This window comes from Nocardia sp. NPDC057668 (assembly GCF_042799795.1).
Taxonomy (GTDB): domain Bacteria; phylum Actinomycetota; class Actinomycetes; order Mycobacteriales; family Mycobacteriaceae; genus Nocardia.
Genome location: NZ_JBHVIC010000008.1, coordinates 212,758 through 237,210, shown reverse-complemented (window position 1 = coordinate 237,210; position 24,453 = coordinate 212,758). Strand labels below are relative to the sequence as shown.

Annotated in this window: 25 protein-coding genes; 16 read left to right on the top strand and 9 right to left on the bottom strand. The window is 70.0% G+C overall.

The window, feature by feature from the left end; translation table 11 throughout:
- Positions 1 to 112: 112 nt before the first annotated feature.
- Positions 113 to 862 carry a hypothetical protein gene (locus tag ACFVBH_RS37195; RefSeq protein WP_379009105.1) on the bottom strand — a complete coding sequence of 250 codons (750 nt, stop codon included), beginning with the start codon at positions 860 to 862 and terminating at the stop codon, positions 113 to 115.
- Entirely contained in the window at positions 859 to 1,752 is an 894-nt protein-coding gene (locus ACFVBH_RS37190) for a hypothetical protein (protein ID WP_354987266.1), read from the bottom strand. Before ACFVBH_RS37190 ends, ACFVBH_RS37195 begins: the two co-directional genes overlap by 4 nt.
- 460 nt (positions 1,753 to 2,212) lie before the next feature.
- Here ACFVBH_RS37190 and lspA point away from each other — a divergent pair, with 460 nt between their 5' ends.
- The 8 genes from lspA to ACFVBH_RS37150 all read left to right on the top strand — a co-directional run bounded on the left by lspA (position 2,213) and on the right by ACFVBH_RS37150 (position 8,102).
- Positions 2,213 to 2,860: a signal peptidase II gene (gene lspA / locus ACFVBH_RS37185; protein ID WP_379009897.1), complete on the top strand. Its 648-nt coding sequence runs from the start codon at positions 2,213 to 2,215 to the stop codon at positions 2,858 to 2,860.
- Positions 2,857 to 3,783 carry an RluA family pseudouridine synthase gene (locus ACFVBH_RS37180; RefSeq protein WP_354987265.1) on the top strand — a complete coding sequence of 309 codons (927 nt, stop codon included), beginning with the start codon at positions 2,857 to 2,859 and terminating at the stop codon, positions 3,781 to 3,783. Before lspA ends, ACFVBH_RS37180 begins: the two co-directional genes overlap by 4 nt.
- Positions 3,783 to 4,448: a hypothetical protein gene (locus ACFVBH_RS37175; RefSeq protein ID WP_379009101.1), complete on the top strand. Its 666-nt coding sequence runs from the start codon at positions 3,783 to 3,785 to the stop codon at positions 4,446 to 4,448. The genes ACFVBH_RS37180 and ACFVBH_RS37175 overlap by 1 nt, the downstream gene beginning before the upstream one ends.
- A 455-nt stretch (positions 4,449 to 4,903) precedes the next feature.
- Positions 4,904 to 5,296: a hypothetical protein gene (locus ACFVBH_RS37170; RefSeq protein ID WP_379009098.1), complete on the top strand. Its 393-nt coding sequence runs from the start codon at positions 4,904 to 4,906 to the stop codon at positions 5,294 to 5,296.
- The gene (locus tag ACFVBH_RS37165; RefSeq protein ID WP_354987262.1) at positions 5,286 to 6,098 is read left to right on the top strand and encodes a hypothetical protein; all 813 of its coding nucleotides are present in this window, start codon (positions 5,286 to 5,288) and stop codon (positions 6,096 to 6,098) included. Before ACFVBH_RS37170 ends, ACFVBH_RS37165 begins: the two co-directional genes overlap by 11 nt.
- A 29-nt stretch (positions 6,099 to 6,127) precedes the next feature.
- On the top strand, positions 6,128 to 6,571 hold the full coding sequence (locus ACFVBH_RS37160) for a roadblock/LC7 domain-containing protein (RefSeq protein WP_354987261.1): 444 nt from the start codon (positions 6,128 to 6,130) through the stop codon (positions 6,569 to 6,571).
- Positions 6,572 to 6,581: 10 nt separating this feature from the next.
- Complete coding sequence (locus tag ACFVBH_RS37155) at positions 6,582 to 6,953, top strand: hypothetical protein (protein ID WP_354987260.1); 372 nt, start codon at positions 6,582 to 6,584, stop codon at positions 6,951 to 6,953.
- Positions 6,954 to 7,169: 216 nt separating this feature from the next.
- Entirely contained in the window at positions 7,170 to 8,102 is a 933-nt protein-coding gene (locus ACFVBH_RS37150; protein ID WP_354987259.1) for an ADP-ribosylglycohydrolase family protein, read from the top strand.
- Positions 8,103 to 8,139: 37 nt separating this feature from the next.
- Here the strand turns inward: ACFVBH_RS37150 and ACFVBH_RS37145 are convergent, their stop codons facing one another.
- Positions 8,140 to 8,967 carry a PhzF family phenazine biosynthesis protein gene (locus ACFVBH_RS37145; protein WP_354987258.1) on the bottom strand — a complete coding sequence of 276 codons (828 nt, stop codon included), beginning with the start codon at positions 8,965 to 8,967 and terminating at the stop codon, positions 8,140 to 8,142.
- A 158-nt stretch (positions 8,968 to 9,125) separates the two neighbouring features.
- Complete coding sequence (locus tag ACFVBH_RS37140) at positions 9,126 to 11,615, bottom strand: HAD-IC family P-type ATPase (RefSeq protein WP_379009092.1); 2,490 nt, start codon at positions 11,613 to 11,615, stop codon at positions 9,126 to 9,128.
- A 194-nt stretch (positions 11,616 to 11,809) separates the two neighbouring features.
- Here ACFVBH_RS37140 and rarD point away from each other — a divergent pair, with 194 nt between their 5' ends.
- From rarD to ACFVBH_RS37125, 3 genes are all read left to right on the top strand, one after another.
- Positions 11,810 to 12,703 (top strand): EamA family transporter RarD, encoded by an 894-nt coding sequence (rarD, locus tag ACFVBH_RS37135; protein ID WP_379009892.1) that lies wholly within the window; start codon positions 11,810 to 11,812, stop codon positions 12,701 to 12,703.
- A gap of 160 nt (positions 12,704 to 12,863) precedes the next feature.
- Entirely contained in the window at positions 12,864 to 13,070 is a 207-nt protein-coding gene (locus ACFVBH_RS37130; RefSeq protein ID WP_379009090.1) for a hypothetical protein, read from the top strand.
- A 160-nt stretch (positions 13,071 to 13,230) separates the two neighbouring features.
- Positions 13,231 to 13,632 carry a VOC family protein gene (locus ACFVBH_RS37125; protein ID WP_379009856.1) on the top strand — a complete coding sequence of 134 codons (402 nt, stop codon included), beginning with the start codon at positions 13,231 to 13,233 and terminating at the stop codon, positions 13,630 to 13,632.
- A 60-nt stretch (positions 13,633 to 13,692) separates the two neighbouring features.
- On the opposite strand, the gene ACFVBH_RS37120 is transcribed toward ACFVBH_RS37125, so the two are convergent.
- On the bottom strand, positions 13,693 to 14,310 hold the full coding sequence (locus tag ACFVBH_RS37120; RefSeq protein ID WP_379009087.1) for a class I SAM-dependent methyltransferase: 618 nt from the start codon (positions 14,308 to 14,310) through the stop codon (positions 13,693 to 13,695).
- A gap of 413 nt (positions 14,311 to 14,723) precedes the next feature.
- Between ACFVBH_RS37120 and ACFVBH_RS37115 the strand changes: the two genes are divergently transcribed.
- Positions 14,724 to 15,974 carry a serine hydrolase domain-containing protein gene (locus ACFVBH_RS37115; RefSeq protein ID WP_379009084.1) on the top strand — a complete coding sequence of 417 codons (1,251 nt, stop codon included), beginning with the start codon at positions 14,724 to 14,726 and terminating at the stop codon, positions 15,972 to 15,974.
- Between the two features lie 6 nt (positions 15,975 to 15,980).
- Here the strand turns inward: ACFVBH_RS37115 and ACFVBH_RS37110 are convergent, their stop codons facing one another.
- On the bottom strand, positions 15,981 to 16,229 hold the full coding sequence (locus tag ACFVBH_RS37110) for a hypothetical protein (RefSeq protein ID WP_379009080.1): 249 nt from the start codon (positions 16,227 to 16,229) through the stop codon (positions 15,981 to 15,983).
- A gap of 175 nt (positions 16,230 to 16,404) precedes the next feature.
- Complete coding sequence (locus tag ACFVBH_RS37105; protein WP_354987252.1) at positions 16,405 to 16,872, bottom strand: STM3941 family protein; 468 nt, start codon at positions 16,870 to 16,872, stop codon at positions 16,405 to 16,407.
- A gap of 256 nt (positions 16,873 to 17,128) precedes the next feature.
- Here ACFVBH_RS37105 and ACFVBH_RS37100 point away from each other — a divergent pair, with 256 nt between their 5' ends.
- The 4 genes from ACFVBH_RS37100 to dnaE all read left to right on the top strand — a co-directional run bounded on the left by ACFVBH_RS37100 (position 17,129) and on the right by dnaE (position 23,436).
- Positions 17,129 to 17,755, top strand: a complete 627-nt coding sequence (locus ACFVBH_RS37100; protein WP_379009077.1) for a maleylpyruvate isomerase family mycothiol-dependent enzyme — start codon at positions 17,129 to 17,131, stop codon at positions 17,753 to 17,755.
- 217 nt (positions 17,756 to 17,972) lie between these two features.
- Complete coding sequence (locus ACFVBH_RS37095) at positions 17,973 to 18,608, top strand: hypothetical protein (protein ID WP_379009074.1); 636 nt, start codon at positions 17,973 to 17,975, stop codon at positions 18,606 to 18,608.
- A gap of 315 nt (positions 18,609 to 18,923) precedes the next feature.
- Complete coding sequence (locus tag ACFVBH_RS37090; RefSeq protein WP_379009071.1) at positions 18,924 to 19,796, top strand: DMT family transporter; 873 nt, start codon at positions 18,924 to 18,926, stop codon at positions 19,794 to 19,796.
- A 94-nt stretch (positions 19,797 to 19,890) separates the two neighbouring features.
- Complete coding sequence (gene dnaE, locus ACFVBH_RS37085; RefSeq protein WP_354987247.1) at positions 19,891 to 23,436, top strand: DNA polymerase III subunit alpha; 3,546 nt, start codon at positions 19,891 to 19,893, stop codon at positions 23,434 to 23,436.
- A 73-nt stretch (positions 23,437 to 23,509) separates the two neighbouring features.
- Here dnaE and ACFVBH_RS37080 read toward each other — a convergent pair whose 3' ends face one another.
- Together ACFVBH_RS37080 and ACFVBH_RS37075 are read right to left on the bottom strand one after the other, a co-directional pair.
- Positions 23,510 to 24,109, bottom strand: a complete 600-nt coding sequence (locus ACFVBH_RS37080) for an MspA family porin (RefSeq protein WP_379009061.1) — start codon at positions 24,107 to 24,109, stop codon at positions 23,510 to 23,512.
- Positions 24,110 to 24,204: 95 nt separating this feature from the next.
- Positions 24,205 to 24,450: a hypothetical protein gene (locus ACFVBH_RS37075; protein ID WP_379009057.1), complete on the bottom strand. Its 246-nt coding sequence runs from the start codon at positions 24,448 to 24,450 to the stop codon at positions 24,205 to 24,207.
- Positions 24,451 to 24,453: the final 3 nt, after the last annotated feature.

Below are 24,453 nucleotides of genomic sequence, written 5' to 3'. Positions count from 1 at the left end.
GGTGCGTGAGGCGCGGTGCGTGAGGCGCGGTGCGTGAGGCGCGGTGCGTGAGGCGCGGTGCGTGAGGCGCGGTGCGTGAGGCGCGGTGCGTGAGGCGCGGGGCGCGGTGCGCCTACGGCCCCGACTCGCCGCGGAGTTTCCGGACCTGGGCGACGGTGAGGGCGCTGAGCTGTTGTGCGTCCGGCTCTTTCGCGCCGGACATGGCGATCTGCACCACGGTCGAGCCGACCAGGGCCAGGCTCACCGCGGAGTAGAGGGTGAAGCCCTGGCTCGTGGTGACCACGCGGTAGGCGGTGGCGGCATCGCCGGCGGCCGGCTGCTCGAGGCTGCCGACGCGGAACTCGATGGTGGCGGACGGGTCGGCGGCATCGGTGCCGGAGTAGCTGCCGCAGTCGCGCAGCAGGGTCTGCACCGCTGTGAAGGCCCGGGCCGCACCGTCTCCGGCGTAGGCGGCGGCGTCGATGTCGATGCTCGCGAAATCCAGGCCGCCGAAGGTGGCGGTCGCTCGCGCGGCCGCGTCGGGGGCCTGTTGTGCGACGGGGGCCAGCACCTTCGCGCACTGCGCCGGGTCGGTGCTCGAACCCGAGCCGGCGGTGCTGCCCGCGGCCGGATCCGGCAGGGCCGCATACCCGTCGGGCAGCGCCTGCGCGTCCAGGATCGCGGCGCGCAGTGCGGGTGAATCGGGAACCGGGCCCTCGGCCCGCACCGTGGGCGGCGCCACCGCGGGCCCCAGCGGCGGCAGGGCCGGGGCGGTGTCGTCCTTGCCGCAGGCCGCCAGGGTCAGCGCCAGCACCCCGGTCAGCGCCACGAATGCGGTGCGCGCGCCCGGGATCACGGATGCGGTCGTTCCGGTGCCCCTCACGCGCCCCACTGCACCTGCGTCCGAAGCACCTGGCGCAGCGTCACATTGCTCTGCGGGTCGCGGTAGGTCTGGTTGCCGCCCACTTCGACCGAGCCCGACACCGGCAGCGGCAGACCGAGATCGACGGTGATCACGCCGTTGCCGTGCATGAGGTAGTCCATGATCTCCAGCTGCCCGGCCTCGTTGGGCAGGTGCCACACCGTGGATTTGGGGGTCTGGGTGACGTCGAGGGAGATGGTCAGCAGATTGCCGTCGCGGTGGGTGAGCGTCGCGGTGGTGACCTGCTCCAGGGGCACGCTGCCCGAGACCTGCTGGCGCACGGTCCACACCGCGCCCTCGCCGACCGGCTCGTCCGGGAACGCGATCGACTGGTACACGGCCTGATAGAACGCCTGCTCCAGGGCGGCGCGCGCGGCGTCGGAGGTCGCGGGCTTGGGCGCCATGCGCAGCGCGGTGATCGCGCCCGCGTCGCTGATGTCGAAGCCCGCGCGCGAGCCGTCGGCGGCGAGCAGCGCCTTGGCCAGGGCGGGATCGGGGGAGGTGACGCTGCCCAGGGTCAGTTCGACGCCGTCGCTGCCGGCCTCGGCGGTGAAGGGGATGGTCACCCCGGGCGGCGAGAAGTCCCGCACCGCCTGGGAATTGATCTGCTGTTCGATGTGGTGATCGGTGCGCAGGGTGACCTGCTGGGTGGTGCCCGCCTCGACCCCGGGCCGCAGCCGGGCTCGCGGTTCGGCGCCCGGCTCGACCACGGTGGTGGTCACCGCGGCGATGGGCATGGTCACTTCCTTGCCGATGCCGACGACGGGTTCGACGCCCTCGTTCTCGGTCGTGGTCTCCGAGCCCGCGCTGCACCCGGCGCTCAGCGCGGAGAAGGTGACGGCGAGGACCATGAGCAGCACACTCGGTCGAGGATTCCGATGACCCGGGCGCGTTCGGCCCGCGGGGCCGGAACAGCGTGCGGTGGCAGGCGCCGAGCTGGGGGATGAAGACAACACCGTCACGTCGAACAGGTTACGGCCACTTCCTGAAAATCAGCTGGGATGCGAGCGCGCCCGGGCGCCGCCGCCTTCGCACCCCTCGCAGCGCGTACCGAACGGCCCGTTCGCACGCCGAGCGCGGGGCAGGCAATTGCCATAGGGAATGATGTCAACCGTGAGTACCGACCGGCCGCGCGAATCCGGCGCAGACGAACCAGACGAGTCGCCCGGCGACAGCACGCCCGCCGGCGCCGCCGCGGACCGCGCTCCGGCCGCCGCGGAGACCGCGGCCGAGCCCGCGTCGCTCGCGAAGGATTCCGGTTCCGGCACACGGGCGGCGAGCCCGGAGAAGACCGAGGCCACCGGCCCGGACATCACGGCCGAGACGACCGGCGACGCCGCCGCCGACACCGGCGCGGACCCGGCGGCCGAGTCCGCCACGGAGACCGCGGCCGAGTCCGCGACGGACACCGCGGCCGAGCCCGCCGACGACGTCCCCGCCCGGCCCAAGCGCCTGCGCACCGTGCTCGCCCTGGCGGCCGTGCTGCTCGGCCTGGACCTGCTCACCAAGATCATCATGGTTGCCCAGCTCACGCCCGGCGAACCGGTGTACCTGATCGGCAAGACCGTTCGCCTGTCCCTGGTCCGCAACCCCGGCGCGGCCTTCTCCATGGGCGGCACGGGCATGACCTGGCTGCTGACCCTGATCGCCACCGCCGTCGTGATAGGCGTGATCCGCATCGGCAGTACGCTGCGCTCGCTGCCGTGGGCCATCGGCCTGGGCATGGTGCTGGGCGGCGCGCTGGGCAACCTGGTCGACCGGCTGTTCCGCGCACCCGGCCCGCTGCAGGGGCACGTGGTGGATTTCATGGCCGTGGGCTGGTGGCCGGTATTCAACGTGGCCGATTCGGCCATTGTCTGCGGCGCGATCCTGCTGGTCACCCTGACGCTGTTCGGCTTCGAACCCGACGGGACCCGTATGCAGCGCGCCGAGGACGAGAAGGAGGACGAGACCGCATGAGAGAAACCCGCAGTATGCCGGTGCCCGACGGCCTGGACGGCATGCGTGTCGACGCCGGCCTGTCCCGGTTGCTCGGCCTGTCGCGCACGGCCGTGGCCGCCATGGCCGAGGACGGCTCGGTGCAGCTGGACGGGGTGGCGGCGGGCAAGTCCGACCGGCTCAACGCGGGCTCCTGGCTCGAGGTCGAATTCCCCGAGCCCAAGCGCGAACTCGTGGTCGAGGCCACCCCGGTGGACGGGATGCGGATCCTCTACGCCGACGACGACATCGTGGCCGTGGACAAGCCGGTGGGCGTGGCCGCGCACACCGGCGTCGGCTGGAGCGGGCCCACGGTGGTGGGCGGGCTGGCCGCCATGGGCTACCGCATCTCCACCTCCGGCGCGCACGAGCGCCAGGGCATCGTGCACCGGCTGGACGTGGGCACCTCCGGGGTCATGGTGGTGGCACAGTCCGAGCACGCCTACACCGTGCTCAAGCGCGCCTTCAAACAGCGCACCGTGGACAAGCGCTATCACGCGTTGGTGCAGGGTCATCCGGATCCCAGCAGCGGCACCATCGACGCGCCCATCGGCCGCGCGCGCGGCAACGACTGGAAGTTCGCGGTCACCGCGGACGGCCGCCCGAGCGTCACGCACTACGACACCGTGGAAGCGTTCCAGGCGGCGAGCCTGCTCGACATTCACCTGGAAACCGGTCGCACACACCAGATTCGGGTGCACTTCTCCGCGGTGCGCCATCCCTGCTGCGGCGATCTCACCTACGGCGCGGACCCGCGCCTGGCCGAGCGGCTCGGACTGGAGCGGCAGTGGCTGCACGCGCGCCAGCTCGGGTTCAACCATCCGGCCGACGGCCGCTGGATCGAGATCACCAGCGAGTACCCCGCCGACCTCGAGCACGCGCTGGACGTGCTCCGCGCGCACTAGTGCGGACCGGCGATCGGCGGCGGCTCGCGATCGCCACCGCCGCAGCGGCTTTCGCCGCCTTCGTCTACGGCCTCGGGGTGGCTGTTCCGCCGCGGCCCGCGGTCATCGCCACCGATCGGCTCGGCCCGGAGAACGGGGAGCCGGTCGCGGAGTATCTGGCCCGCGCCCGGGCGTCGCTCGCGGGTGCGGACGGTACCGCCGGGCACTGGGCGCTGCTGTCCTTCACCACGGGCATCACCGCCGATCGGATTCCGGAATACGCGGGCGGACTGCGCATTTCGGAGATCACCTACCACGTGCCGCTGGATCGGGTGCGCACGCCGATCGTCACCGTGCCAGTGCCCGCCGGTGACGAGGCCGCCCGCGCCTCGGTGAAAGCCGCTGCGTACCAAGTGGAATACCTCGCGCCGCTGGACGCTCGCGCCGTGCGCGTCAACGCGGTCACCGCCGCCCGGTTGCGCGCGAACTGCGCCTGCGTCGTGGGAATCGTGGTGTACGGGACGCTGCCCGAACTGCGCGCCCTGGCCCTGCTGCCAAGCGTCCGGGCCGTCGAGGCGCTGCCCGCGGACGCTCCCGCGGGCGTGTTCGCCCTGGTTCCCCTGCTCCCGGAATCGGACCTGCTGGCCGTCCCCGGCCCGGACGACGGACCGGTTCCCACCGACTGACGGTTCGGGCCGGTCGCCGCCGGCCGTCCGGCGCGGCACGCGCGCACCGGGCCGGTGTCGCTCGTGGCCCGCCGCCGAAAGTCTTGGGCGGCAGGCCCGCCGGTCATGATCGATGCGCCCGTGCGATCCCCGCGGCCCGGCCGCGCCGCCGTATGCGACACACCCGGAATGCATGATTCGCGCCGATGGTGTGCAATCGAATCGGGTATTCGGAGTGGCGCATTGTCGACCTATCACGGGCGTATGTCGACGTCCGGAAAAGTTTGCTGGCGGCGAAATTTGGTTTGCTGAAACCCAGTGAAACCGGACAGTATTCGAAACCGGGAGGTATTCTTTTCCTGCCACCGGGGGAAATGAGAAGAGACGCCGTAAATCTCGGGCAAATGCCGTGTGTCGCTACCGGCACATGTGTAGCGTCCTGAAATCGTAAAGTCTTCAGCGCGAGTGGTGGCTCAGTGTTCGGTATTGATAGCTGTCTCAAACGCATCATGGATATCCCCGGTGCGCGGAGTGTGACGCTCGTCGACGCGGCGAGTGGTCTTTCCGTCGCCGCCGCCGGTAGTCACGACCTGCTCGACCAGCACGAGGACGCGGCCAGTACCACCGAGGTGGTCCGGGCGGTGCTGCAGTGCCCGGCGCTGATCAACAGCGCCTACGGCGACGACATCACCGAGATCATTGTCTGCGGCAGCGGCGGATATCACCTGCTGAATCTGGTGAACGGCGACTACGAGGGCCGGCTATTCGTGCACGTGCTCTTCGACGACGCGACCGGCAACCTCGGCATGGCGCGATTCCGGATCCGCGGGATTCTGTCCGAATTGGTCGAAGGCGATCATGAGCGGTGAACTCGCCGTCGAATTGCGGCGGCTCGAGCAGCAGGGCAGCACCGGTGTCCTGCGCACCGGCGACGGCGCCTTCCATCTCACCGACGGCGCGATCACGCGGGCAGACTGCCGCCGCACCACCGGGCTCGACCGGCTGGTCATCGAGGCGGGCGTGGCCACCGCGGAGGACTGGCGCGCCGCCGAGGGCGGCAACGGCGGTTCGCTGCTGCGCACCCCGCAGCTGGAAACCCTTGCGGTGCTGTCGGTCTTCGACGCCGCCTACTTTCTGCTCGCCAACGCCTCGGCCCCGGAGTTCAAACCCGCGCCCGCGCACTGGCTGGCTCCCGTCTGTCATCTCACCCCGCGCGCCATCGTGGACGAATGCGCGCGCCGCGGCGATCCCGAGGCCGGGCTCTGGCCCGCCACCATGGTCGATCGCGTGCCGGTGGTCCCGGTGCGGCGGGTGCGCACCCAGCGGGTGGTGCTGACCGGTGGCCAGGCCGAGGTGCTCGCGGCCGCCGATTCCCGGCGCAGCATCACCGGGATCGCACATGAATTGGGCCGCACCACCTTCGGCTGTCTGCAGGCGGTGCGCGACCTCACCGCGGTGGGCCTGATCGTGGAGCCCGCGCGGGCCGGGTCGACTCCCGCCCCGCTCGTCATGACCGACTCGGTGGTGGTCACCCCCGCCGCGGCCGCGCCGGCGGGCCTGCCCCGCCGCCGGGCCCGCCAGTCCGCGGCGGTCACCGCCGCCGAGCGCTGGCAGCCGGTCGATCGTGACGTCCTCGTGCGCGTGCGCGCGGCCCTGGAAGAGCTTGCGTGACAGCGCGCAGGAGAACGTTCGGCGATTTGATGGGAAGGTTGACCAAGGTGGCGATGTCCGGACCCGAACCGAACACGGTGTTACCGGCGCAGCTGCAGGCACTACGCACACGCGTCCCGCAGCTGACCGGAGCGCTGGTGGCCTCCACCGACGGCCTACTCATCGCCCACGACCTGCCGACCCACATCGAGCCGACGGGTATGGCCGCGCTCAGCGCCTCGCAGCTGGCGCTCTCGCATCGGCTGGCCACCACCGCGCACGGCGGCAACTTCCGCGAAGTGGTGGTGCGCGGTGAGGGCGGGTACGTGGTGATCTACGCGGCGGGCTGGACCGCCGCGCTCACGGTTTTGGCGGGCCCCGAGGTGAACGTGGGCCGGCTCCACCTGGAGTCGCGCCCCGTTGCCCGCACCATCGCCGACCATCTGTCGGCGGCGAACGACCTCGGAAAGCACCAGAAGAAGAACACCGATTGAAAGGAACGCCATGTCCAACATGGATATCGCGCTGAAGGACATGATGGTGATCGACGGCGCCGTCGGCGCCGCCGTGGTCGACTACAACAGCGGCATGGCCCTGGGCCTGCTCGGCAGCTCGAAGGCGCTGGACCTGCAGGTCGCGGCGGCGGGCAACACCGAGGTGGTGCGCGCCAAGATGCGCACCATCGAACAGCTGGCCCTGAACGAGGAGATCGAGGACATCCTCATCACCCTGGGCAGCCAGTACCACATCATCCGCCCGATGACGGGCCGGAAGTCCAAGGGCCTGTTCCTGTATCTGGCCCTGGACAAGGTGCGGGCCAACCTGGCGCTGGCCCGGCACCGGCTCAAGGGCATCGAAGAGGATCTGGAGGTCTAGTCGCACGGGCTCGGCCCGAGGTCCGCTCGTATCGCGACGTCCGGTGAGTGCGCCCGGGTCCCGTGCGAGGCGGCCGTCCCCACGCGGAGACCTCCGGTACGGCCGGAGGTCACCGCGGGGCGCGCATCCGCGTCTTCCCGCCCTTGCCGCCGTGCGATCGCACCGTCCGTGAGAGTGTGGTGCCCACGCACCGATCACGAAAAGGGATGGGGTCCGATGGATTTGACGACCGCGCAGGCCGATCGAGCAGCGGGGGTGCTGCTGGGCACCGCGGCCGGTGACGCGCTCGGGGCGGGGTACGAATTCACCCATCCGGGTCCGGACCGCGTCATCGACATGATCGGCGGGGGCGCGTTCGATTGGGCTCCCGGCGAGTGGACCGACGACACCTCGATGGCCATCGCGGTGGCGCGCGGCCTGGTGCGGGCCGGAAACCTGCACGAGCCCAGCGGATTGGACGCCACGGCGGCCGAATTCGTCGCGTGGTGGGATTCGAAGCCTGCCGACATCGGCGCCCAGACCTCCCAGGTGTTGCAGTGGCGCAGCACATCCGGGCGCGACATGCAGATTCGCGCCCACGAACTCGGCGGGCTCAAGGCCGGGAACGGTTCGCTCATGCGCACCGCTCCGGTGGCGCTGGGCTACCTCGACGACGAAACCAACTGCGGCAGAGCCGCCGCGCTGATCAGCTCGCTCACCCACTACGACCCGCAGGCGATGCAGGCGTGCACGCTGTGGTCCCTGGCGATCCGGCACGCGGTGCTGCACGGGGACTACGCCGGTGTGCGGCAATCACTGTGGGCGGTGGACGCCGCCTTCTGGGAACCGCTGCTCGACACCGCCGAACACGGCACACCCGCGGACTTCCCGAAGAACGGCTGGGTGGTGCACGCGCTGCAGACCGCCTGGTGGGCCATCACCCATACCGATTCGCTGCCCGCCGCACTGGAATCGGCGGTGCGGGCCGGCGGTGACACCGACACCACCGCGGCCATCGCGGGCGGGCTGCTCGGCGCCCGCTGGGGCGCGTCGGCGATTCCGGAGCGCTGGCTCGGGCTGCTGCACGGCTACCCCGGCCACCGTGCCGAGGATCTGCGCAATCTGACGGACCTGATCCTCGAACGCCGCACCGGATCCGCGACCGGCTGACTCCATCCGGGCCTGCCGAGCCGGCGCGTGTGCGGAATCAGTCCGCCAGGCGCACCACGCCGTCGAGATAGCGCCGGCAGCGACCGGCCAGTCGCACCCGGTCGCCGGACAGCGAACAGCGCAGCGCCCCACCGCGTTTGGACAACTGCCGGGCGGTGAGGGTGGTCCGGCCGAGGTCGGCCGACCACAGCGGTGCGAGCTGGGCGTGCGCGGATCCGGTCACCGGATCCTCCGGGACGCCGACCCCGGGCGCGAACACCCGCGAGACGAAATCGACCTCCTCGCCCAAAGCGGTCAGGATGGCCGCCCGGCCGAGCTTCGGGAAGGCCGCGAAATCCGGGCGCGCGTCGCGGACCTCGTGTTCGGCGGTGAGCACGAGCACCACGTCGGTGCCCTCGAAGGCGCGCAGCGGCCGCACGCCCAGCGCCCGCGCCAGCAGGCGCGGAATGTCATCCTGCACATCGATTTCCACCGAGGGCACCGACGGCAGATCCAGCACCAGATCGTCGCGATCGCGATCTACCCGCAGCCAGCCGCTGCGAGTGTAGAAGTGCACGCGGTCCGCGCCCGGATGCATGTCGTCCAGAATCTGCGCGGCCGCGGCCAGGGTGGCGTGCCCGCACAGGTCGACCTCGACCTGCGGGGTGAACCAGCGCAGATGAAAGGCGGGTGAGTTGTCCGGCGGCGCACCGGCGTCCGGCGGCAGGGCGGAGGTGTAGAAGGCGGTCTCGGCGAGGTTGTTCTCCTCGGCGAGCTGTTGTAGCAGCTCGTCGGTGAGCCAGGAGAGCAGTGGCATGACCGCCGCCGGGTTGCCCGAGAACGGTGCGTCGGCGAACGCGTCGATCTGGTGCAGCAGGACCTCCATGAGCCCCAAAGTACCCCGCGCGTCAATGACAGCCCCGGACAAGGCAGTTCACGGCGAGCCGAAACATGCGACCAGTACGCGTTTACGCGAAAGCGGCGATGCACCTGTAGGGTGCACCGCCGCTCGGTGTTCGGTCCCGCTCCGGAATCAGCGGGGCATCATGGCTTTTCGCCCGGGGAGGTCGGCAGCAGGTGCGGGGTCTCGCCCTGCAGCCGGGCGCTGATGTACCACGCCACCTCCACCAGCACGATGCCGATCGCGCCCAGGATGCACGCCCACGTGGTGAAGGCGGCATTGGTGGGATCGAGCTTGAAGAACTCGCGGGTGAACGGCAGCGCGAACAGAACCAGGTAGCCCACAACGGATCCCGCGACCAGCAGCACCTTCCACCACACCCACGGGCGGGCCACGATGGCCAGCACCCAGACCGCGATGATCAGCAGCGTGATCAGCGCGGTGGTGCCCGCCTGGACCTTCTGCGTCTCGGTCGCGTCCGGGCCCTGGTACGACATGAGGTACGAGATGAAGGTCATGATCCCGATGACCAGGCCGGACGGAATCGCCAATCGCATGACGCGCTTGACGAATCCGGTGCGCGCGCGTTCGTTGTTCGGCGCGAGCGAGAGGATGAAGGCCGGGATGCCGATGGTGAACCAGGCCGCGATCGTCACGTGGCGCGGCAGGAAGGGGTAGCCGATGGCCTCGTAGTGGAAGATCTGCGAGCCCACCCCGGCGATGCCGACGAGGAAGGCCAGCACCACCGAGTAGACGGTCTTGGTGAGGAACAGGTTGGAGACCCGCTCGATGTTGCCGATCACCCGGCGGCCCTCGCCGACCACGTAGGGCAGGGTCGCGAACTTGTTGTCCAGCAGCACGATCTGCGCGACCGAGCGGGTGGCCGGGCTGCCCGAGCCCATGGCGACGCCGATGTCGGCGTCCTTGAGGGCGAGCACGTCGTTCACGCCGTCACCGGTCATGGCCACGGTGTGCCCGCGCGACTGCAACGCGCCGACCATGGCCCGCTTCTGATCCGGGCGCACCCGGCCGAACACCGTCTCGTTCTCCAGCACATCGGCGAGTTCGCCTTGATCGCTGGGCAATTGGCGGGCGTCCACGGCGTGCGCGCCGCCGGTCAGGCCCAGCGAGGAGGCGACCGCGCCGACCGAGACCGCGTTGTCTCCGGAGATGACCTTGGTGGCCACATGCTGGGAGGCGAAGTACTCCAGGGTGTCCTGGGCGTCGGGGCGGATCCGCTGCTCCAGCACCACCAGCGCGGCGGGGGTCACGGCGCCGGGGGCGTCCGCGGCGTCCACGGGACGGTCGCTGCTCGCCAGCAGCAGCACGCGCAGGCCCTGCGCGCCGATTTCCTGTGCGGTGGAGGCGATGTCGCTGTTCGAGTCCAGCAGCACGTCGGGCGCCCCGAGGAGCCAGTTGCCGTGCTCGCCGAAGGAGAAGCCGCTCCATTTCTTGGCCGAGGAGAACGGCGCGACACCGCTGGTCCGCCAGCCCGGGTTGTCCGGCAGCGCCTCGGCGATGGCCAGCACGCTGGCGTTGGGTCGCGGATCGTTGGCCGCCAGCGCCGCCAGCACCTGCCGCAGATCCTGCGATCCGCCGGCGCCGGAACCGGATTCGCCGTTCAGCGCGAGCGCCGCGCCGACGCTGTCGCCGTCCACCGGCCGGATCTCGCCCAGCCGCATGCCGTTCTCGGTGAGGGTGCCGGTCTTGTCCGCGCACACCACGTCCACCCGGGCCAGGCCCTCGATGGCGGGTAGCTCCTGCACCAGGCACTGCCGCCGGCCCAGGCGCACCACGCCCACCGCGAAGGCGATGGAGGTCATCAGCACCAGGCCCTCGGGCACCATGGGCACCAGTGCCGCCACCATGCCGTTGACCGCGGGCCGCCACGACTCCCCGCTGGAGACCAGCTGGTTGTAGATGGACAGCAGGCCCGCCGGAATCAGCAGGTAGGTGATGACCTTCAGGATGGTGTTGATGCCGTTGCGCAGTTCGGAATTGACCAGCGTGAACTTGCTGGCCTCGTCGGCGAGCTTGGCCGCGTAGGCGTCCTTGCCCACCTTGGTCGCCCGGTAGGCGCCGCTGCCGGAGACCACGAAGCTGCCCGACATGACCGGCGCCCCAACGCTTTTGTCGATCGGGTCGGCCTCGCCGGTGAGCAGCGACTCGTCCACCTCGAGCAGTTCGGCCTCGATGACCTCGCCGTCGACCACGATCTGATCGCCGGGGCCGAGTTCGATGATGTCGTCGAGCACCACCTCCTGCGGCGCCACGGCCTGCGCCTTCCCCTCACGCCGGACCATCGGCTGGGCCTGCCCGACGATCGCGAGCTGATCCAGGGTCTTCTTGGCGCGCACCTCCTGGAAGATGCCGATGGCGCTGTTGGCCACGATGAGCAGGCCGAACATGCCGTCGATGATCGAGCCGGTGGCCAGCACGAGAATGAACAGCACGCCGAGAATGGCGTTGATCCGCGTGAAGATGTTGGCTCGGACGATCTCGCGGACCGAGCGGCTGGCGCGCTCGGGAACGTCGTTGGTGAGCCCGTCGCGGCGGCGCTGGTCGACCTCGGCCGAGGTCAATCCGGTCGCCGGTGGGCTGGCGGGCGTCGCGGCCTGCGCAGTGATCGACATGATCGACAGCCTAGGCCGTCGAACGGCCGGAAACCGGTTCGGCCAGGTGGCGGGCGCGCGCGTCGCCGCGGCCGAATTGGACGTCCGATATTCGATATCCGGTGATAGTTGCGCACGCTAACGTAGTGGGAGTGGATGATCCGCGCTCGACCCCGGAAGCGGCCGCGGACGGCGGCGCGATCGGCACCCATACCGTGCCGGCCCCGGCCGGGCGCGACCTCGGCATCACCTTCGGGGTTGGCGCGTATTTCATCTGGGGACTGTTCCCCGCGTTCTTCGGACTGCTGGCCTTCGCGAGCCCGGTCGAGGTACTGGCCGAGCGCATTCTGTGGACCCTCGTCGTCGCCCTGCTCCTGCTGTTCGCGGCCGGGCGTTTGCGGGAACTGCGGCGGATCGACGCGCGCACCTGGCGGCTGGCCGCGGCGGCGTCGCTGGCGCTGTCCATCAACTGGGGTGTGTACGTCTACGGCGTCATCTCCGAGCAGGTGGTGCAGTGCGCCCTCGGCTATTTCATCAATCCGCTGGTGACGGTGGCGTTCGGCGTGCTGATCTTCCGGGAGCGGCTGCGCCGGCCGCAGTGGCTCGCGCTGGCCCTGGGCGCGGTCGCGGTCGTGGTGCTGACCATCGATTACGGCAGCCCGCCCTGGATCGCGCTCGTGCTGGCCTGCTCGTTCGCGGTGTACGGACTGGTCAAGAAGGTGATCCGGCTCGACGCGCTGCCCGGGCTCGCCGCCGAGGGACTGGCCGCGGCGCCGTTCGCCGTGATCGCGGTGGTGGTGCTGGCGCTCACCGGGAACGCCACCTTCGGGTCCTCGGGGTCGCATACCGCGCTGCTCATGGTCACCGGCCCGGTGACCCTGGTCCCGCTGCTGCTGTTCGCGCTGGCCGCGCCCCGGGTTCCCTTGTCCACCATGGGAATCCTGCAGTATCTGACGCCCGCGCTGCAGTTGAGCTGGGGTGTCTTCGTGGGGCACGAACCCATGCCCGCCTCGCGCTGGGCAGGGTTCGCGCTGATCTGGATCGCACTGGGGATCTTCACCGTGGACGCCCTGCGGCGGGCGCGGCGGCCCGCGATCGCCGCGGTCTGACCCGCGGCCGTCCGCGGCGGCGTCGCCCGGTCCCGATCCACGCGGACGCATCCGCCCCGGTCGGCGCCGCCGTCATTTTCCGGGGCTTGTCTGAAATGGGGGCAGTTCAGTATGTTCCCGGCGAGACGGCAGGCCCCGCCGTCCGGAAAGGAAACTCCCCATGCGCACTCGCTATCGTGCCGGAATCCTCGCCAGCGCCCTTCTGTTCGCCCCGCTCGCCGCCGCGGCCACCGCCGCCGCCGTGCCCCTGAGCCCGTCGCCCGCCCCCGCCGACCAGGTCGCTCAGGTCTGCACCATGCAGTACCCCGCCAGCCTGCTGTGCCAGCTGGGCAGCCTGTCCGCCGACTCGGGCTCCGGCGGGAAGTAGCCCGCCACTCGGCCCGGCCCGCCGGCCCATGGTGACCGTCGTCACCCGGGGGTTGGCGGGCCGCTCCGTTTCCGGATAGCTTCGAAGACGTGGCGGTGCTCCTGTCGGCCGACTTGTACCGGTCCAGGGTCGGGATCGCCACGAGCACAGGAGTTTTCCCATAACCATCCAGTTCAACCACACCATTGTCGCGAGCAAGAACAATCGGGAAACGGCCGAATTCTGGGCCGACATCCTCGGCCTGACGGTGGGAGCGGAATGGGGTCCGTTCATCGCGCTCGAAGTCGAGAACGGCGTCACCTTCGATTTCGCCACCGTGCCGCCCGAGCTGCCGGGCGGGCTGAATCCCACGCACTACGCGTTCCTGGTCTCGGAAGCCGAATTCGACGCGGCGTACTCGAATATCCAGCGCCGCGGGCTCACCTACTGGGCGGATCCGCAGCGTAGGGGCGAGAACGAGATCAATCACAACGACGGGGGCCGGGGCGTCTACTTCCTCGATCCCAGCGGCCACTACCTGGAGCTGATCACAGTTCCCTACGGTGGCTGGCCCGCACGGTAGTTCGTCGCGCGCGGTTCACGACCTCGTACCCGCCGCACGCGGCGGGTACGAGGCCCGCGCTCAGGCCGAGACCGCGGTGCCCAGCGACTGCGCGCCCAGGAACTTCGGCGCGAACTTCTCGTAGAAGCGATCCAGCTCGCGAATCTCGAAACCCGCGTCCTCCAGCATGATTCGCACATCGCGATTCAGATTGCAGCCGCCGAACAGGGTGTTCTGCACGGGGTTCAGGCGCTGCTGCCACTTCTGCACGCCGGGATCCGGCGCGAGGCCGTGCTCGGCGAAATGCAGGGTGCCGCCGGGGGCGAGCACGCGCCGCAGCTCGGCCAGCGCGGCCTGCACGTCGGGAATCGTGCACAGGGTCCAGGTGGTCAGGGCCGAATCGAAACTGTTGTCCGCGAACGGAAGTGACTGTCCGTCCAGGCCGGAGCGCTCGACCGGGACGGTGGAGCGCGCCACCCGCCCGGCCGCCATGGCCCAGCCCCGGTCGGCCGGTTCGACCGCGCTCACCGAGGTCACCGCCGCCGGATAGAACGGGACGTTGCGGCCCGAGCCGAAGCCGATCTCGATCACGCGCCCGCGCAGTCCGGCGCAGGCCTTCTCGCGCACCGGATCCAGCATCGCCGACCCGCACGTCTTGTCGATGATGTGCGGCAGCACCCGCTCCTCGTAGATTCCCACCTCACCACTCTCCCGATGAATCGGCGTGTGCGCCAGCTTCGGTGCGTGAACGGGATCCGCGTCGTGAGCCGGGCACCTCGGATCCACGGTGGTCGCGATGGCGCCGATCGATCGGTGCGGCGAGTTCTCCCCGAGGACCTGTCCGGCGATCGGCCACGGTTTCGATGATCGGTGTTCCAGGTACGACGGCAACTTGGTCGACCGGCGGAGCGACCGTAAGCACCGGGCGGACCGGTCCCGAGCCGCAGGGCGGGAGCGACGACCGCCGCGTACGCGGGGTTCGGCGTCGTACGGCGTACCGGGGGTCACGGGCGGATAACCGCTCGGACATGGGAAATAACCTCTGGGGCAGGGGCAGTAACGCTCCGCCGCGCGTCATTGCCCGGGGTGGGGCGCGGTTCTACCGTGGAGCGGTGAGCACTGTGGCTTCCTCCCCGGTTCCGGCCGAATCGTCCACCCCGGTGGGCGGGTACGCGGCTCCCGAATTCGCGCCGCTGGTCCGGGCTTTCGCCCGGCGGATGGGCGGGCGGCCGGGGGCGGGCGCGGGGCTGGCGGTGCATCGGCACGGGGCGCCGCTGGTCGACGTGTGGGTCGGTGAGGCCGCGCCCGGGCAGGACTGGAGCGCCGGGACCGGATCGGTGGTCTTCTCCGCCACCAAGGGCATCGCGGCCACCGTCATCCACCGGCTCGCCGACCGCGGGCTGCTGGACTACGACACGCCGGTCGCCGCCTACTGGCCCGAGTTCGCTGCGCAGGGCAAGGAGCGAATCACGGTGCGGCAGTTGCTGTCTCACCGGGCGGGATTGTCGGGGCTGCCGGATATCGCGCGCGGGCTCGACGACGTCCTGGATCACCGGCTGATGGAGCGACAGCTGGCGGCGGCGAAACCCGATCACCTGCTGGGGATTCCGACCTATCACGCGCTGACCTTCGGATGGCTGCTCGCGGGTCTGGCGCGGGCGGTCACCGGGCGCGGCATGGCCGAGCTGTTCCGGACCGAGATCGCCGAGCCGCTGGGCACCGACGGCATCCACCTCGGCCGGCCGGGGCCGGGCAGCGCCACGACCACCGCTGTGCTGCGCGGGAATCGGCTCGCGCCGGTGGGCAGCACCTACGCGTCGCTGGTGCTCGGGCGGGCCTACGGGTTCCCGGGCGCGGCGGGCGCGGCCGCGCGGGCGTTGTTCCTGCCCGGCCTGGAAGCGTTCGTCGAGGGCGACGATCCGCCCATCAACCACACCGAACTGCCCGCGGGCAACGGCATCTGCACCGCCTCGGGTCTGGCCACGCTCTACGGCGCGCTGGCGTGCGGCGGCATGTCGAACGGTCACCGCTTCCTGACCCCGCGCACGATGAAGGCCGTGCGGCGCATCGAGTCCTACCGGCTCGACCACGCACTGTTCTACATCCCGATGCTCTGGCACATGGGGTATCACTCGCTGCCGGTGCCCGGCGCGCGCACCGGCTTCGGGCACATCGGGCTCGGTGGTTCCTTCGGCTGGGCCGATCCGAGTTCGGGCGTGTCGATCGGCTTCGTCCACAACCGCCTGGCCCTGCCCGCCCTGGCCACCGATCAGCTGGCCGCGGGCTGGGTGCTGCCCCTGACGATGCGCGGCGCCCGTTCGGCCCGCCGCGCTCCCGCCCGCCCGGCCGACCGCGCGGCCTGACCCCGCCTACTGCGAGTCCACCGCCAGCAGCCCGAACCTGTTGACGCTGGCGTGGTTGTGCCCGTCCGCACTGGTGATCACGACCTCGGTCGGGTTGGTCAGCGCGATGGCGCAGAAGTTGTCCCCGTCCCGCTCGATGCTGATGGACAGCAGCCGCTTTCCCGCACCCTCCTGCCACTCCCGCATGCTCTCGTACAACCCCCGCATGGAAGTGCTCTCGAAGTACACGAGGTTCTGCTTGTTGTTCTCCGACATGATCAAGCTCCCATCACCGTCCCACGGGGCGATGACGCCCCACACCCGTGATACCCCGCCCCATCGAACCCACGCCACCCGTTCCGCCGCTCGCACTGCCGCAAAAGGTCTCGCGTCGCGGCAGCGGAATCCCGGGGCTCGATGGCCCCGCGGGCGCGGTGAATCTCGAAGCCCGTCAGCGCATCCCGTCCACGCCCAGTCGCGGGCAATGGTGGTGGATGGCGCCCGCGAGCTCGTAGACCGAGACCGGGAGGGTGACGGCCGAGATGGAGACCGAGCCGTGGCCGAGACCGCGGTTTCCGCGGCTGAGGATGCGTGTGCGCAGCGAGGACCGGGACAGATAGGCGTCGGGGTCACGCAGGGTGATGTTCAAGAAGCGTTGCCCCTGCACCCGGCCCACGTGAAGTCGTTCGATTTCGGGCCAGGTGACCGTGCCGAGGCGGTGATGGGTCAGTCCTCGGTCGGTGAGGACGAGTTCCGGAGCTCGGCGGAACAGTTGCCGTACAGCGCCGATCAGAGATCCGCCGAACAACAGCACCGTGACCATGCCGAGGGTGGCCGTCAGTGGTTCTTCGACGGTCACGAGCGCCGCGCCCAGCGCGACGAAGATGACGCAGCCGAGGGCGAGCGCGATTGTGCGCATCTTCGACGAGTGATAGACGGTTCTGCTACGCGCACCCGACATGAGCGACCCCTCCCGGCTCGAGGCATCGGACGACGGTGTCCGGCGCAATCCGTCTGCCTCACTTCGAATCTACGGACCTGGAGTCCGGACAGCCCCGGGATTTCGCGACGAGCCGCCCGCGCCCGGCCGCCCGGCTCCACGGGATCCGGCGATTAGTTTTGGTCGCCGGAGGCGTCTGTGGTGGTGAACCGGTGTGACGAACGAAGGAGAAGCTGTGGCACGGGACGTGTGGGCGCTGGTGCACGCCGAGCGGGCGGCGCTGGTCGCGGACCTCGCGACGGTGAGCGACGAGCGGTGGGAGACGCCGTCGCTGTGCCCGGGGTGGAGTGTGCACGACGTGGCGGCGCACCTGGTCGACACCGCGAGCACGACCCGGCTCGGGTTCGTCCTGGGGTTGGTGCGGGCCCGGTTCGACTTCGACGCCCAGAATGCCCGCGGTATCGAGCGTCAGCGCGGGGCGACGCCCGCGGAGACGCTGGAACGGCTGCGGTCCGTCGTCTCGCGCACTTCGACGCCGCCCGCGCCGCTGGACACGCGGCTGGTGGAAGAGGTCGTGCACGGGGAGGACATCCGGCGGCCGCTGGGGATCTCGCACAAGTATTCGGGGGAGGCGGTGGAGCGGGCGTTGCGGCTGCAGGCCCGGACCTCCCGATCCTTCGGCGGCGCCCAGGAATTGGTGGCGCTGGTGAGCGTCGTCGCCACCGACTCCGACCTGCGGCTCGGCGCGGGGCCCGAAGTGCGCGGCACCGTCCTCGCCCTGCTGCTGGCCCTGTCCGGACGACGCGACGCACTCACCGAACTGGACGGCCCGGGGGTCGAGACGCTCGCCGCCGCCCTCTGAAACCGTGCCTGCGGGCCGACGGCCCGCCACTCGCGGTGGCCACCCTCGCGTGGGCGGGCCGACCGCCGAGTCTCCGGGCTGGAGGCCGTGCGCGGGTACCCGCTCGGCGGCGTAGGCCGCGCTCGTCCGCAAAGCCGATCCCGCCGCGATCCTCGAAAGCCGCTCACCGGCAGGGGTATCCGTTCGCGACCGCGATCCGGATTGCCATTATGTGCGCATGAGTCACCGTCTCGAGCTGCGCAGCGCCGACCTCCACGAAGTCCTGTCCTACCTCGGCTCCGAGCCGCGCGGCGAGGGGGCGGCGCGCCTGCTCGGCACGATGCGCGAGACGGCCGCCGGTCGCCAGCGCGGCCTCGAGGAACACGGAACCGCCTGGGCCCTGACGATTCCCGCCGCCCTCGACCAGCTGGCGGCGGGCCGTCCCGACGAAACCGGGGAGTCGGCGGCCGCGGCCTACGTGACCGCCCTTCAGATCGTCGTCGCCGGTCTCGGCTCCGAACCCGGCACGGTCGGCGAGTACACCGACGCCCGCACGCACTTCGCGGAGCTGGACGCGGAGCTCGACCGCGTCGGCGTCCCCGCCGAGCTGCGCCCGACCCGGTTCCTCTTCGCCGAATTCCCCTTCCCGCTGCCGGATTCGGCCTCCGGTCCCGCCCTCGGCCACCTCCCGCTGTTCGACGCCGCCGAGGTCATCGACGCCTACCGGGCCGCGCTCGACCACGTTCACCCGCCCCACGCCGACACCCTGGCCGCCCTCACCGCCGCCCTCGAGTACCACCACGAGGAATGGGACGCCCTCCGCGAGGAACACGAGGACGCCGACAACCAGTACGTCTTCTTCGCGCTGTCCTGACCCGGGCCGGTGTCCGCCGCCGTCGGGTGCTCGGCGCGACGTGACCGCCCACGGCACGGCCGGCGGACCCGGCAGTGGTCGGGCGCGCTCGACGCCGTGTGACCGCCCGCCTGACGACCCCGGCGGTGGTCGGGCGCTCGATAGAACGTGACCTCCCGCCGGACGACCGGCGGCCTGCTGTCGGCCGGCTCGGATCGCTCGCACCGTGCAAGAGCTCGAGTTGCCCGCCGGCGAGCGAAGACCTTCCGCGGCCACGCCGCGCGGAGGATCCGGGCGGAGCGAGCAGCGCGGGCTTCCGGGTCGCAGACTGGGGGAGTGCAACTACCCGTGGGTGCGGTGATCTGTGCGTTCATCGCGGCGCTGCTGTTCGCGGTGTCCGCGGTGGCGCAGCAGCGGGCCGCGGCGGCGGTGCCGGAGGGCGAAGGGCTGCTGCGCACGCTGGTCCGCAATCCGCGCTGGTGGGCCGGGATCATCGGGGACGGTGGGGGATTCGCGTTTCAGGTCGCGGCCCTGGCCCTGGGTTCGGTGCTGGTGGTCCAGCCGATCCTGGTCACCTCCCTCGTCTTCGCACTGCCGCTGGCGCAGCGCTTCGGGGCGGTGCGGGTCACGCCGCTCATGTGGGCCAACGCCTTCGCCCTGACCGCCGCGCTGGCGGTCTTCCTGATCGTGGGCGACCCGGCGGAAGGCGTCTCCGACGCACCGACCCGGCAGTGGGCGGGACCGCTCGGGGTGATCCTCGGCCTGGTGGTCGCGGCGGTGATCGCGGCGCGCGTGGTGCAGGCAGCCGCTTGGCAATCGCTGCTGTACGGCACGGCCGGCGGCACCTTGGTCGGGGTGTCCGCGGCCCTGACCGCCCACGTGACCGACCTGTTCGAGCACAGTCTCGCGTCGGCCGTAACCAGCTGGCAGCTCTACCTCCTGGTTGCCACCGGTCTCGCGGGCGTCTATCTGCAACAGCTCGGCTACCAGGCGGGATCGCTCGCCGCCTGCCTGCCCGCCTTCACCGTCGCCGAACCCATCGTCGCCGCGTTCCTCGGATTCACGGTCCTCGAGGAACGTTTGCGCAGCGGACCCCTGGGCACTGTCTTCGTGATCGCGGCCGTCGCGATCATGTGCGTCGCCGCCGTCGCGCTGTCCCGCGCACAAGCGGGCGCGGAATCGACGATGCCCGCGCCGCCCGCGCAGTGACCTCGAGCACGACACGCGAGCGCGAAACGCCGTAGGCCCAAGTCGGCTCCGCGTGGCTTCGAAAGCAGTCGGTGGGGGCGCTTAGTATGTCTGCGTGTCAGCCTCGGGATCATTCGTTCATCTCCACAACCACACCGAGTACTCGATGCTCGACGGCGCGGCGAAGATCACGCCTCTGTTCAAAGAGGCCAAACGGCTGGGCATGACAGCCGTGGGCATGAGCGACCACGGCAACATGTACGGCGCCTCGGAGTTCTACAACTCCGCCAAGAAGCAGGGCATCAAGCCGATCATCGGCATCGAGGCGTACATCGCCCCCGAATCCCGCTTCAACACCAAGCGCGTGCAGTGGGGCGATCCGTCGCAGAAGAGCGACGACGTCTCCGGCTCGGGCGCGTACACCCACATGACCATGGTCGCGGAGAACGCGCAGGGCCTGAAGAACCTGTTCAAGCTCTCCAGCCTCGCCTCCCTGGAAGGCCAGCTCGGCAAGTGGGCGCGCATGGACGCCGACATCATCGCCGAACACGCCGCCGGCATCATCGCCACCACCGGCTGCCCGTCCGGCGAGGTGCAGACCCGCCTGCGCCTGGGCCAGGAGCGCGAAGCCCTCGAGGCCGCCGCGAAGTGGCAGGAGATCTTCGGCCCGGAGAACTTCTTCCTCGAGGTCATGGACCACGGCCTGTCCATCGAGCGCCGCGTGCGCGAGGGCCTGATCATGGTCGGCAAGCAGCTCGGCATCCCGCCGCTGGCCACCAACGACTGCCACTACGTGCACGAGTCGGACGCGACCAATCACGAAGCGCTGCTGTGCATCCAGACCGGCAAGACCCTGGCCGACCCCACCCGCTTCAAGTTCGACGGCTCGGGCTACTACCTCAAGTCCGCCGAGGAGATGCGCGCGATCTGGGACGAGGAGGTTCCCGGCGCCTGCGACAACACGGTCGCCATCGGTGAACGCGTGCAGTCCTACGACGACGTCTGGGCGCACCGCGACCGCATGCCCATCTTCCCGGTCCCCGAGGGCGAGACCCAGGCCAGCTGGCTGCGCCACGAGGTCATGAAGGGCCTGGACCGCCGCTTCCCGAACGGCCCGAAGCAGGAATACCTCTCGCGCGCCGACTTCGAACTCGACGTGATCATCGAGATGGGCTTCCCCGCCTACTTCCTCATCACCGCCGACCTCATCACCTACGCCCGCTCGGTCGGCATCAACGTCGGCCCCGGCCGTGGTTCGGCCGCCGGTTCGCTGGTCGCCTACGCCATGGGCATCACCAATATCGACCCGATCCCGCACGGGCTGCTCTTCGAGCGCTTCCTCAACCCCGAGCGCGTGTCGATGCCCGATATCGATATCGACTTCGACGATCGCCGCCGCGGTGAGATGGTCCGCTACGCCACCGAGAAGTGGGGCAGCGACCGCGTCGCACAGGTCATCACCTTCGGTACCATCAAAACCAAAGCCGCGCTGAAGGATTCGGCGCGCGTGCTGTTCGGCCAGCCCGGTTTCGCCATCGCCGACCAGATCTCCAAGGCGCTGCCGCCGCCGATCATGGCCAAGGACATCCCGGTCGCGGGCATCATGGATCCCGAGCACGAGCGGTACAAAGAGGCCGCCGAGGTCCGCGAGCTCATCAATACCAATCCGGACGTCAACAAGATCTACGAGACCGCGCGCGGGCTCGAGGGCCTGATCCGGAACGCGGGCGTGCACGCCTGCGCGGTCATCATGTCGTCCGAGCCGCTCATCGACGCCATCCCCATGTGGAAGCGCGCGCAGGACGGCGCGATCATCACCGGCTGGGACTACCCGTCCTGCGAGGCCATCGGCCTGCTGAAGATGGACTTCCTGGGCCTGCGCAACCTCACCGTCATCGGCGACGCGCTGACCAACATCAAGAACAACCGCGGCATCGAACTCGACCTGGACACCCTGCCCCTGGAAGACCCCGCGACGTACGAGCTGCTCGCGCGCGGCGACACCCTCGGCGTCTTCCAGCTCGACGGCGGCGCGATGCGAGACCTGCTGCGCCGCATGATCCCCACCGGCTTCGACGACATCGTCGCCGTGCTCGCGCTCTACCGCCCCGGCCCCATGGGCATGAACGCGCACAACGACTACGCCGACCGCAAGAACGGGCGGCAAGAGGTCAAGCCCATTCACCCGGAGCTCGAAGAGCCCCTCAAGGTGATCCTCGGCGACACGTACGGCCTGATCGTGTATCAGGAGCAGATCATGCAGATCGCGCAGAAGGTCGCCGGGTACTCCCTCGGCCGAGCCGACATTCTGCGCCGCGCCATGGGCAAGAAGAAGGCCGAGATCCTGGAAGCCGAATTCGTCGGCTTCGAGGAGGGCATGCTGGCCAACGGCTTCTCCAAGCCCGCCATCAAGGCGCTGTGGGACACCATCCTTCCGTTCGCCGGCTACGCGTTCAACAAGTCGCACGCCGCCGGCTACGGCCTGGTGTCGTTCTGGACCGCCTACCTCAAGGCCAACTACCCGGCCGAGTACATGGCCGGTCTGCTCACCTCGGTCGGTGACGACAAGGACAAGGCCGCGATCTACCTCTCGGACTGCCGCCGCCTCGGCATCCAGGTGCTGCCGCCGGACGTCAACGAGTCCGAGATCGAGTTCGCCTCGGTCGGGCACGACATCCGCTTCGGCATGGGCGCGGTCCGCAACGTCGGCGCGAACGTGGTCTCCTCGATCATCGCCGCGCGCAAGGAGAAGTCGAAGTTCACCGACTTCTCCGACTACCTGAACAAGGTCGATGCCACCGCCTGCTCCAAGAAGGTCATCGAATCCCTCATCAAGGCGGGCGCTTTCGATTCGCTCGGGCATCCGCGCAAGGGCCTGCTGCTGATCCACTCCGACGCGGTCGACGCGGTCATGTCCACCAAGAAGGCCGAGGCCATCGGCCAGTTCGACCTCTTCGGCGGTCTGGACGACGACGATTCCATGGCGAGCGTGTTCAACGTGAAGGTCCCCGACGAGGAGTGGGAGACCAAGCACAAGCTCGCCCTCGAACGCGAGATGCTGGGCCTGTACGTGTCCGGCCATCCGCTCAACGGCGTCGAGCATGTGCTTGCCGCACAGTCCGATACGAACATCCCGACCATCCTGGGCGGCGATATCAAGGACGGCCACCAGGTCACCATCGGCGGCATCTTCGCCAGCGTCACCCGCCGCGTCAACAAGAACGGCCTGGCCTGGGCCTCGGCGCAGCTCGAGGACCTCTCCGGCGGCATCGAGGTGCTGTTCTTCCCGCAGTCCTACTCGGTCTACGGCATGGATGTCACCGAGGACGCGATCGTCCTGGTCAAGGCCCGCGTCTCCGCGCGCGACGACCGCATCTCGCTGATCGCCAACGATCTCGTGGTGCCCGACCTGTCCCACGTCGGCGTGGACAAGCCCATGTCGGTCACGATCCCGACCCGCCTGTGCACCCCCGACAAGATCAGCGCGCTGAAGCGGGTCCTGAGCAGCCACCCCGGCACCGCCGACGTCCACATCCGGCACATCGGCTCCCGCGAACGCACCACGGTCCTCAAGGTCTCGGACAACCTGCGCGTCTCGCCGTCCTCGGCGCTGATGGGCGACCTCAAGGCCCTGCTCGGCCCGGGCTGCCTCGCGGGCTAGCCTGCCGATCCGGGCGCGGGCGCGGCTGCCCCGGCGGCCGTGCTCGCGTGGCGCTGCGCCGAAAGCGCCTGTCCTACAACCAGGTCGGGTCGCCGAAGACCGCGCCGCTGTCGTCCACTTCGGCGGATTTGGCGTAGAGGTAGGTGTATTGGCGGATGCTCACCGGGCCGGTGCACGTGTTCACGACGAGGTGGAAGTCGCGGATCATGATGGTGCCGGTGATGCCGGGTGCGAGGTCCTTCTCCGCGACCGGGACCTCCCGCACCTCGCCGGGGGTCAGGTTGATCGTCGCCAGGGGGCCGGGGTCGACCGAGAAGGTCGGGTTGTCGGGGTTGAGTCCGAGCGGCTCGGCGGAGGTGACGCCCAGCGTGCCGATACCGATGCTCACCGCGCAGCCGACGTGGTAGCCGGTCTTGAGTACGCCGCCCGCCATACCGTCGATGCGCCCGTACGCGGCGGAGTTGACCAGTGACTCACGGGTCGTGCCCATCTGGTTCAGGGGCGCGATGCGGTTGATGACCTCGTCGCGGTTTCCCACGGTGAAGCTGCCGAACAGCGACTGATAGGTCCGCTCGTGTGGCGCCATGGCGACGAGGTCGGCCTGGGCGGGCGGGGCGAGGCAGATGGCCGCTCCGGCTGTCAGCGCGACCATTCCGAACGGTTTCATCCGCATGCGGCTCACGGTAATAGAAAAACCGTATTACACCTGCTCGGGACACGAACCGGACGGTTGCTTTTCAGTTAACGCCGGGTGTCGGAGGGGGCGGATCACCCTCGATGGGGCTTGTGATTCGCGGGCCGGACGGCGCCGGCGATCCAGCGCAGTGCCGCAACGGTCGCGCCCGCCAGCACGGCGGTCTGCGCGGCGCCGGTGATGAGCAGTAGCAGCAGGGCTACGGCCAGGCCGAGGCCCAGGGCCTCGAGCTTGAAGACCGGCCACGCCGAGCCCGCGATGCCCACGGTCGCGCCGTGCACACGGGTGCGGGTGTCTCGAATCGGGTGAACCACTGCCATCTC

Excerpts from the sequence above, each read along its gene's own strand:
- ACFVBH_RS37095 (WP_379009074.1), top strand. The coding sequence starts at position 17,973 with ATGAGTCACCGTCTCGAGCTGCGCAGCGCCGACCTCCACGAAGTCCTG.
- ACFVBH_RS37075 (WP_379009057.1), bottom strand. The coding sequence starts at position 24,450 with ATGGCAGTGGTTCACCCGATTCGAGACACCCGCACCCGTGTGCACGGC.
- ACFVBH_RS37180 (WP_354987265.1), top strand. The coding sequence starts at position 2,857 with ATGAGAGAAACCCGCAGTATGCCGGTGCCCGACGGCCTGGACGGCATG.
- ACFVBH_RS37130 (WP_379009090.1), top strand. The coding sequence starts at position 12,864 with ATGCGCACTCGCTATCGTGCCGGAATCCTCGCCAGCGCCCTTCTGTTC.
- ACFVBH_RS37165 (WP_354987262.1), top strand. The coding sequence starts at position 5,286 with ATGAGCGGTGAACTCGCCGTCGAATTGCGGCGGCTCGAGCAGCAGGGC.
- ACFVBH_RS37105 (WP_354987252.1), bottom strand. The coding sequence starts at position 16,872 with ATGCGCACAATCGCGCTCGCCCTCGGCTGCGTCATCTTCGTCGCGCTG.
- ACFVBH_RS37150 (WP_354987259.1), top strand. The coding sequence starts at position 7,170 with ATGGATTTGACGACCGCGCAGGCCGATCGAGCAGCGGGGGTGCTGCTG.
- ACFVBH_RS37145 (WP_354987258.1), bottom strand. The coding sequence starts at position 8,967 with ATGGAGGTCCTGCTGCACCAGATCGACGCGTTCGCCGACGCACCGTTC.
- ACFVBH_RS37080 (WP_379009061.1), bottom strand. The coding sequence starts at position 24,109 with ATGCGGATGAAACCGTTCGGAATGGTCGCGCTGACAGCCGGAGCGGCC.
- ACFVBH_RS37155 (WP_354987260.1), top strand. The coding sequence starts at position 6,582 with ATGTCCAACATGGATATCGCGCTGAAGGACATGATGGTGATCGACGGC.
- ACFVBH_RS37190 (WP_354987266.1), bottom strand. The coding sequence starts at position 1,752 with ATGGTCCTCGCCGTCACCTTCTCCGCGCTGAGCGCCGGGTGCAGCGCG.
- ACFVBH_RS37140 (WP_379009092.1), bottom strand. The coding sequence starts at position 11,615 with ATGTCGATCACTGCGCAGGCCGCGACGCCCGCCAGCCCACCGGCGACC.
- ACFVBH_RS37110 (WP_379009080.1), bottom strand. The coding sequence starts at position 16,229 with ATGTCGGAGAACAACAAGCAGAACCTCGTGTACTTCGAGAGCACTTCC.
- ACFVBH_RS37160 (WP_354987261.1), top strand. The coding sequence starts at position 6,128 with ATGGGAAGGTTGACCAAGGTGGCGATGTCCGGACCCGAACCGAACACG.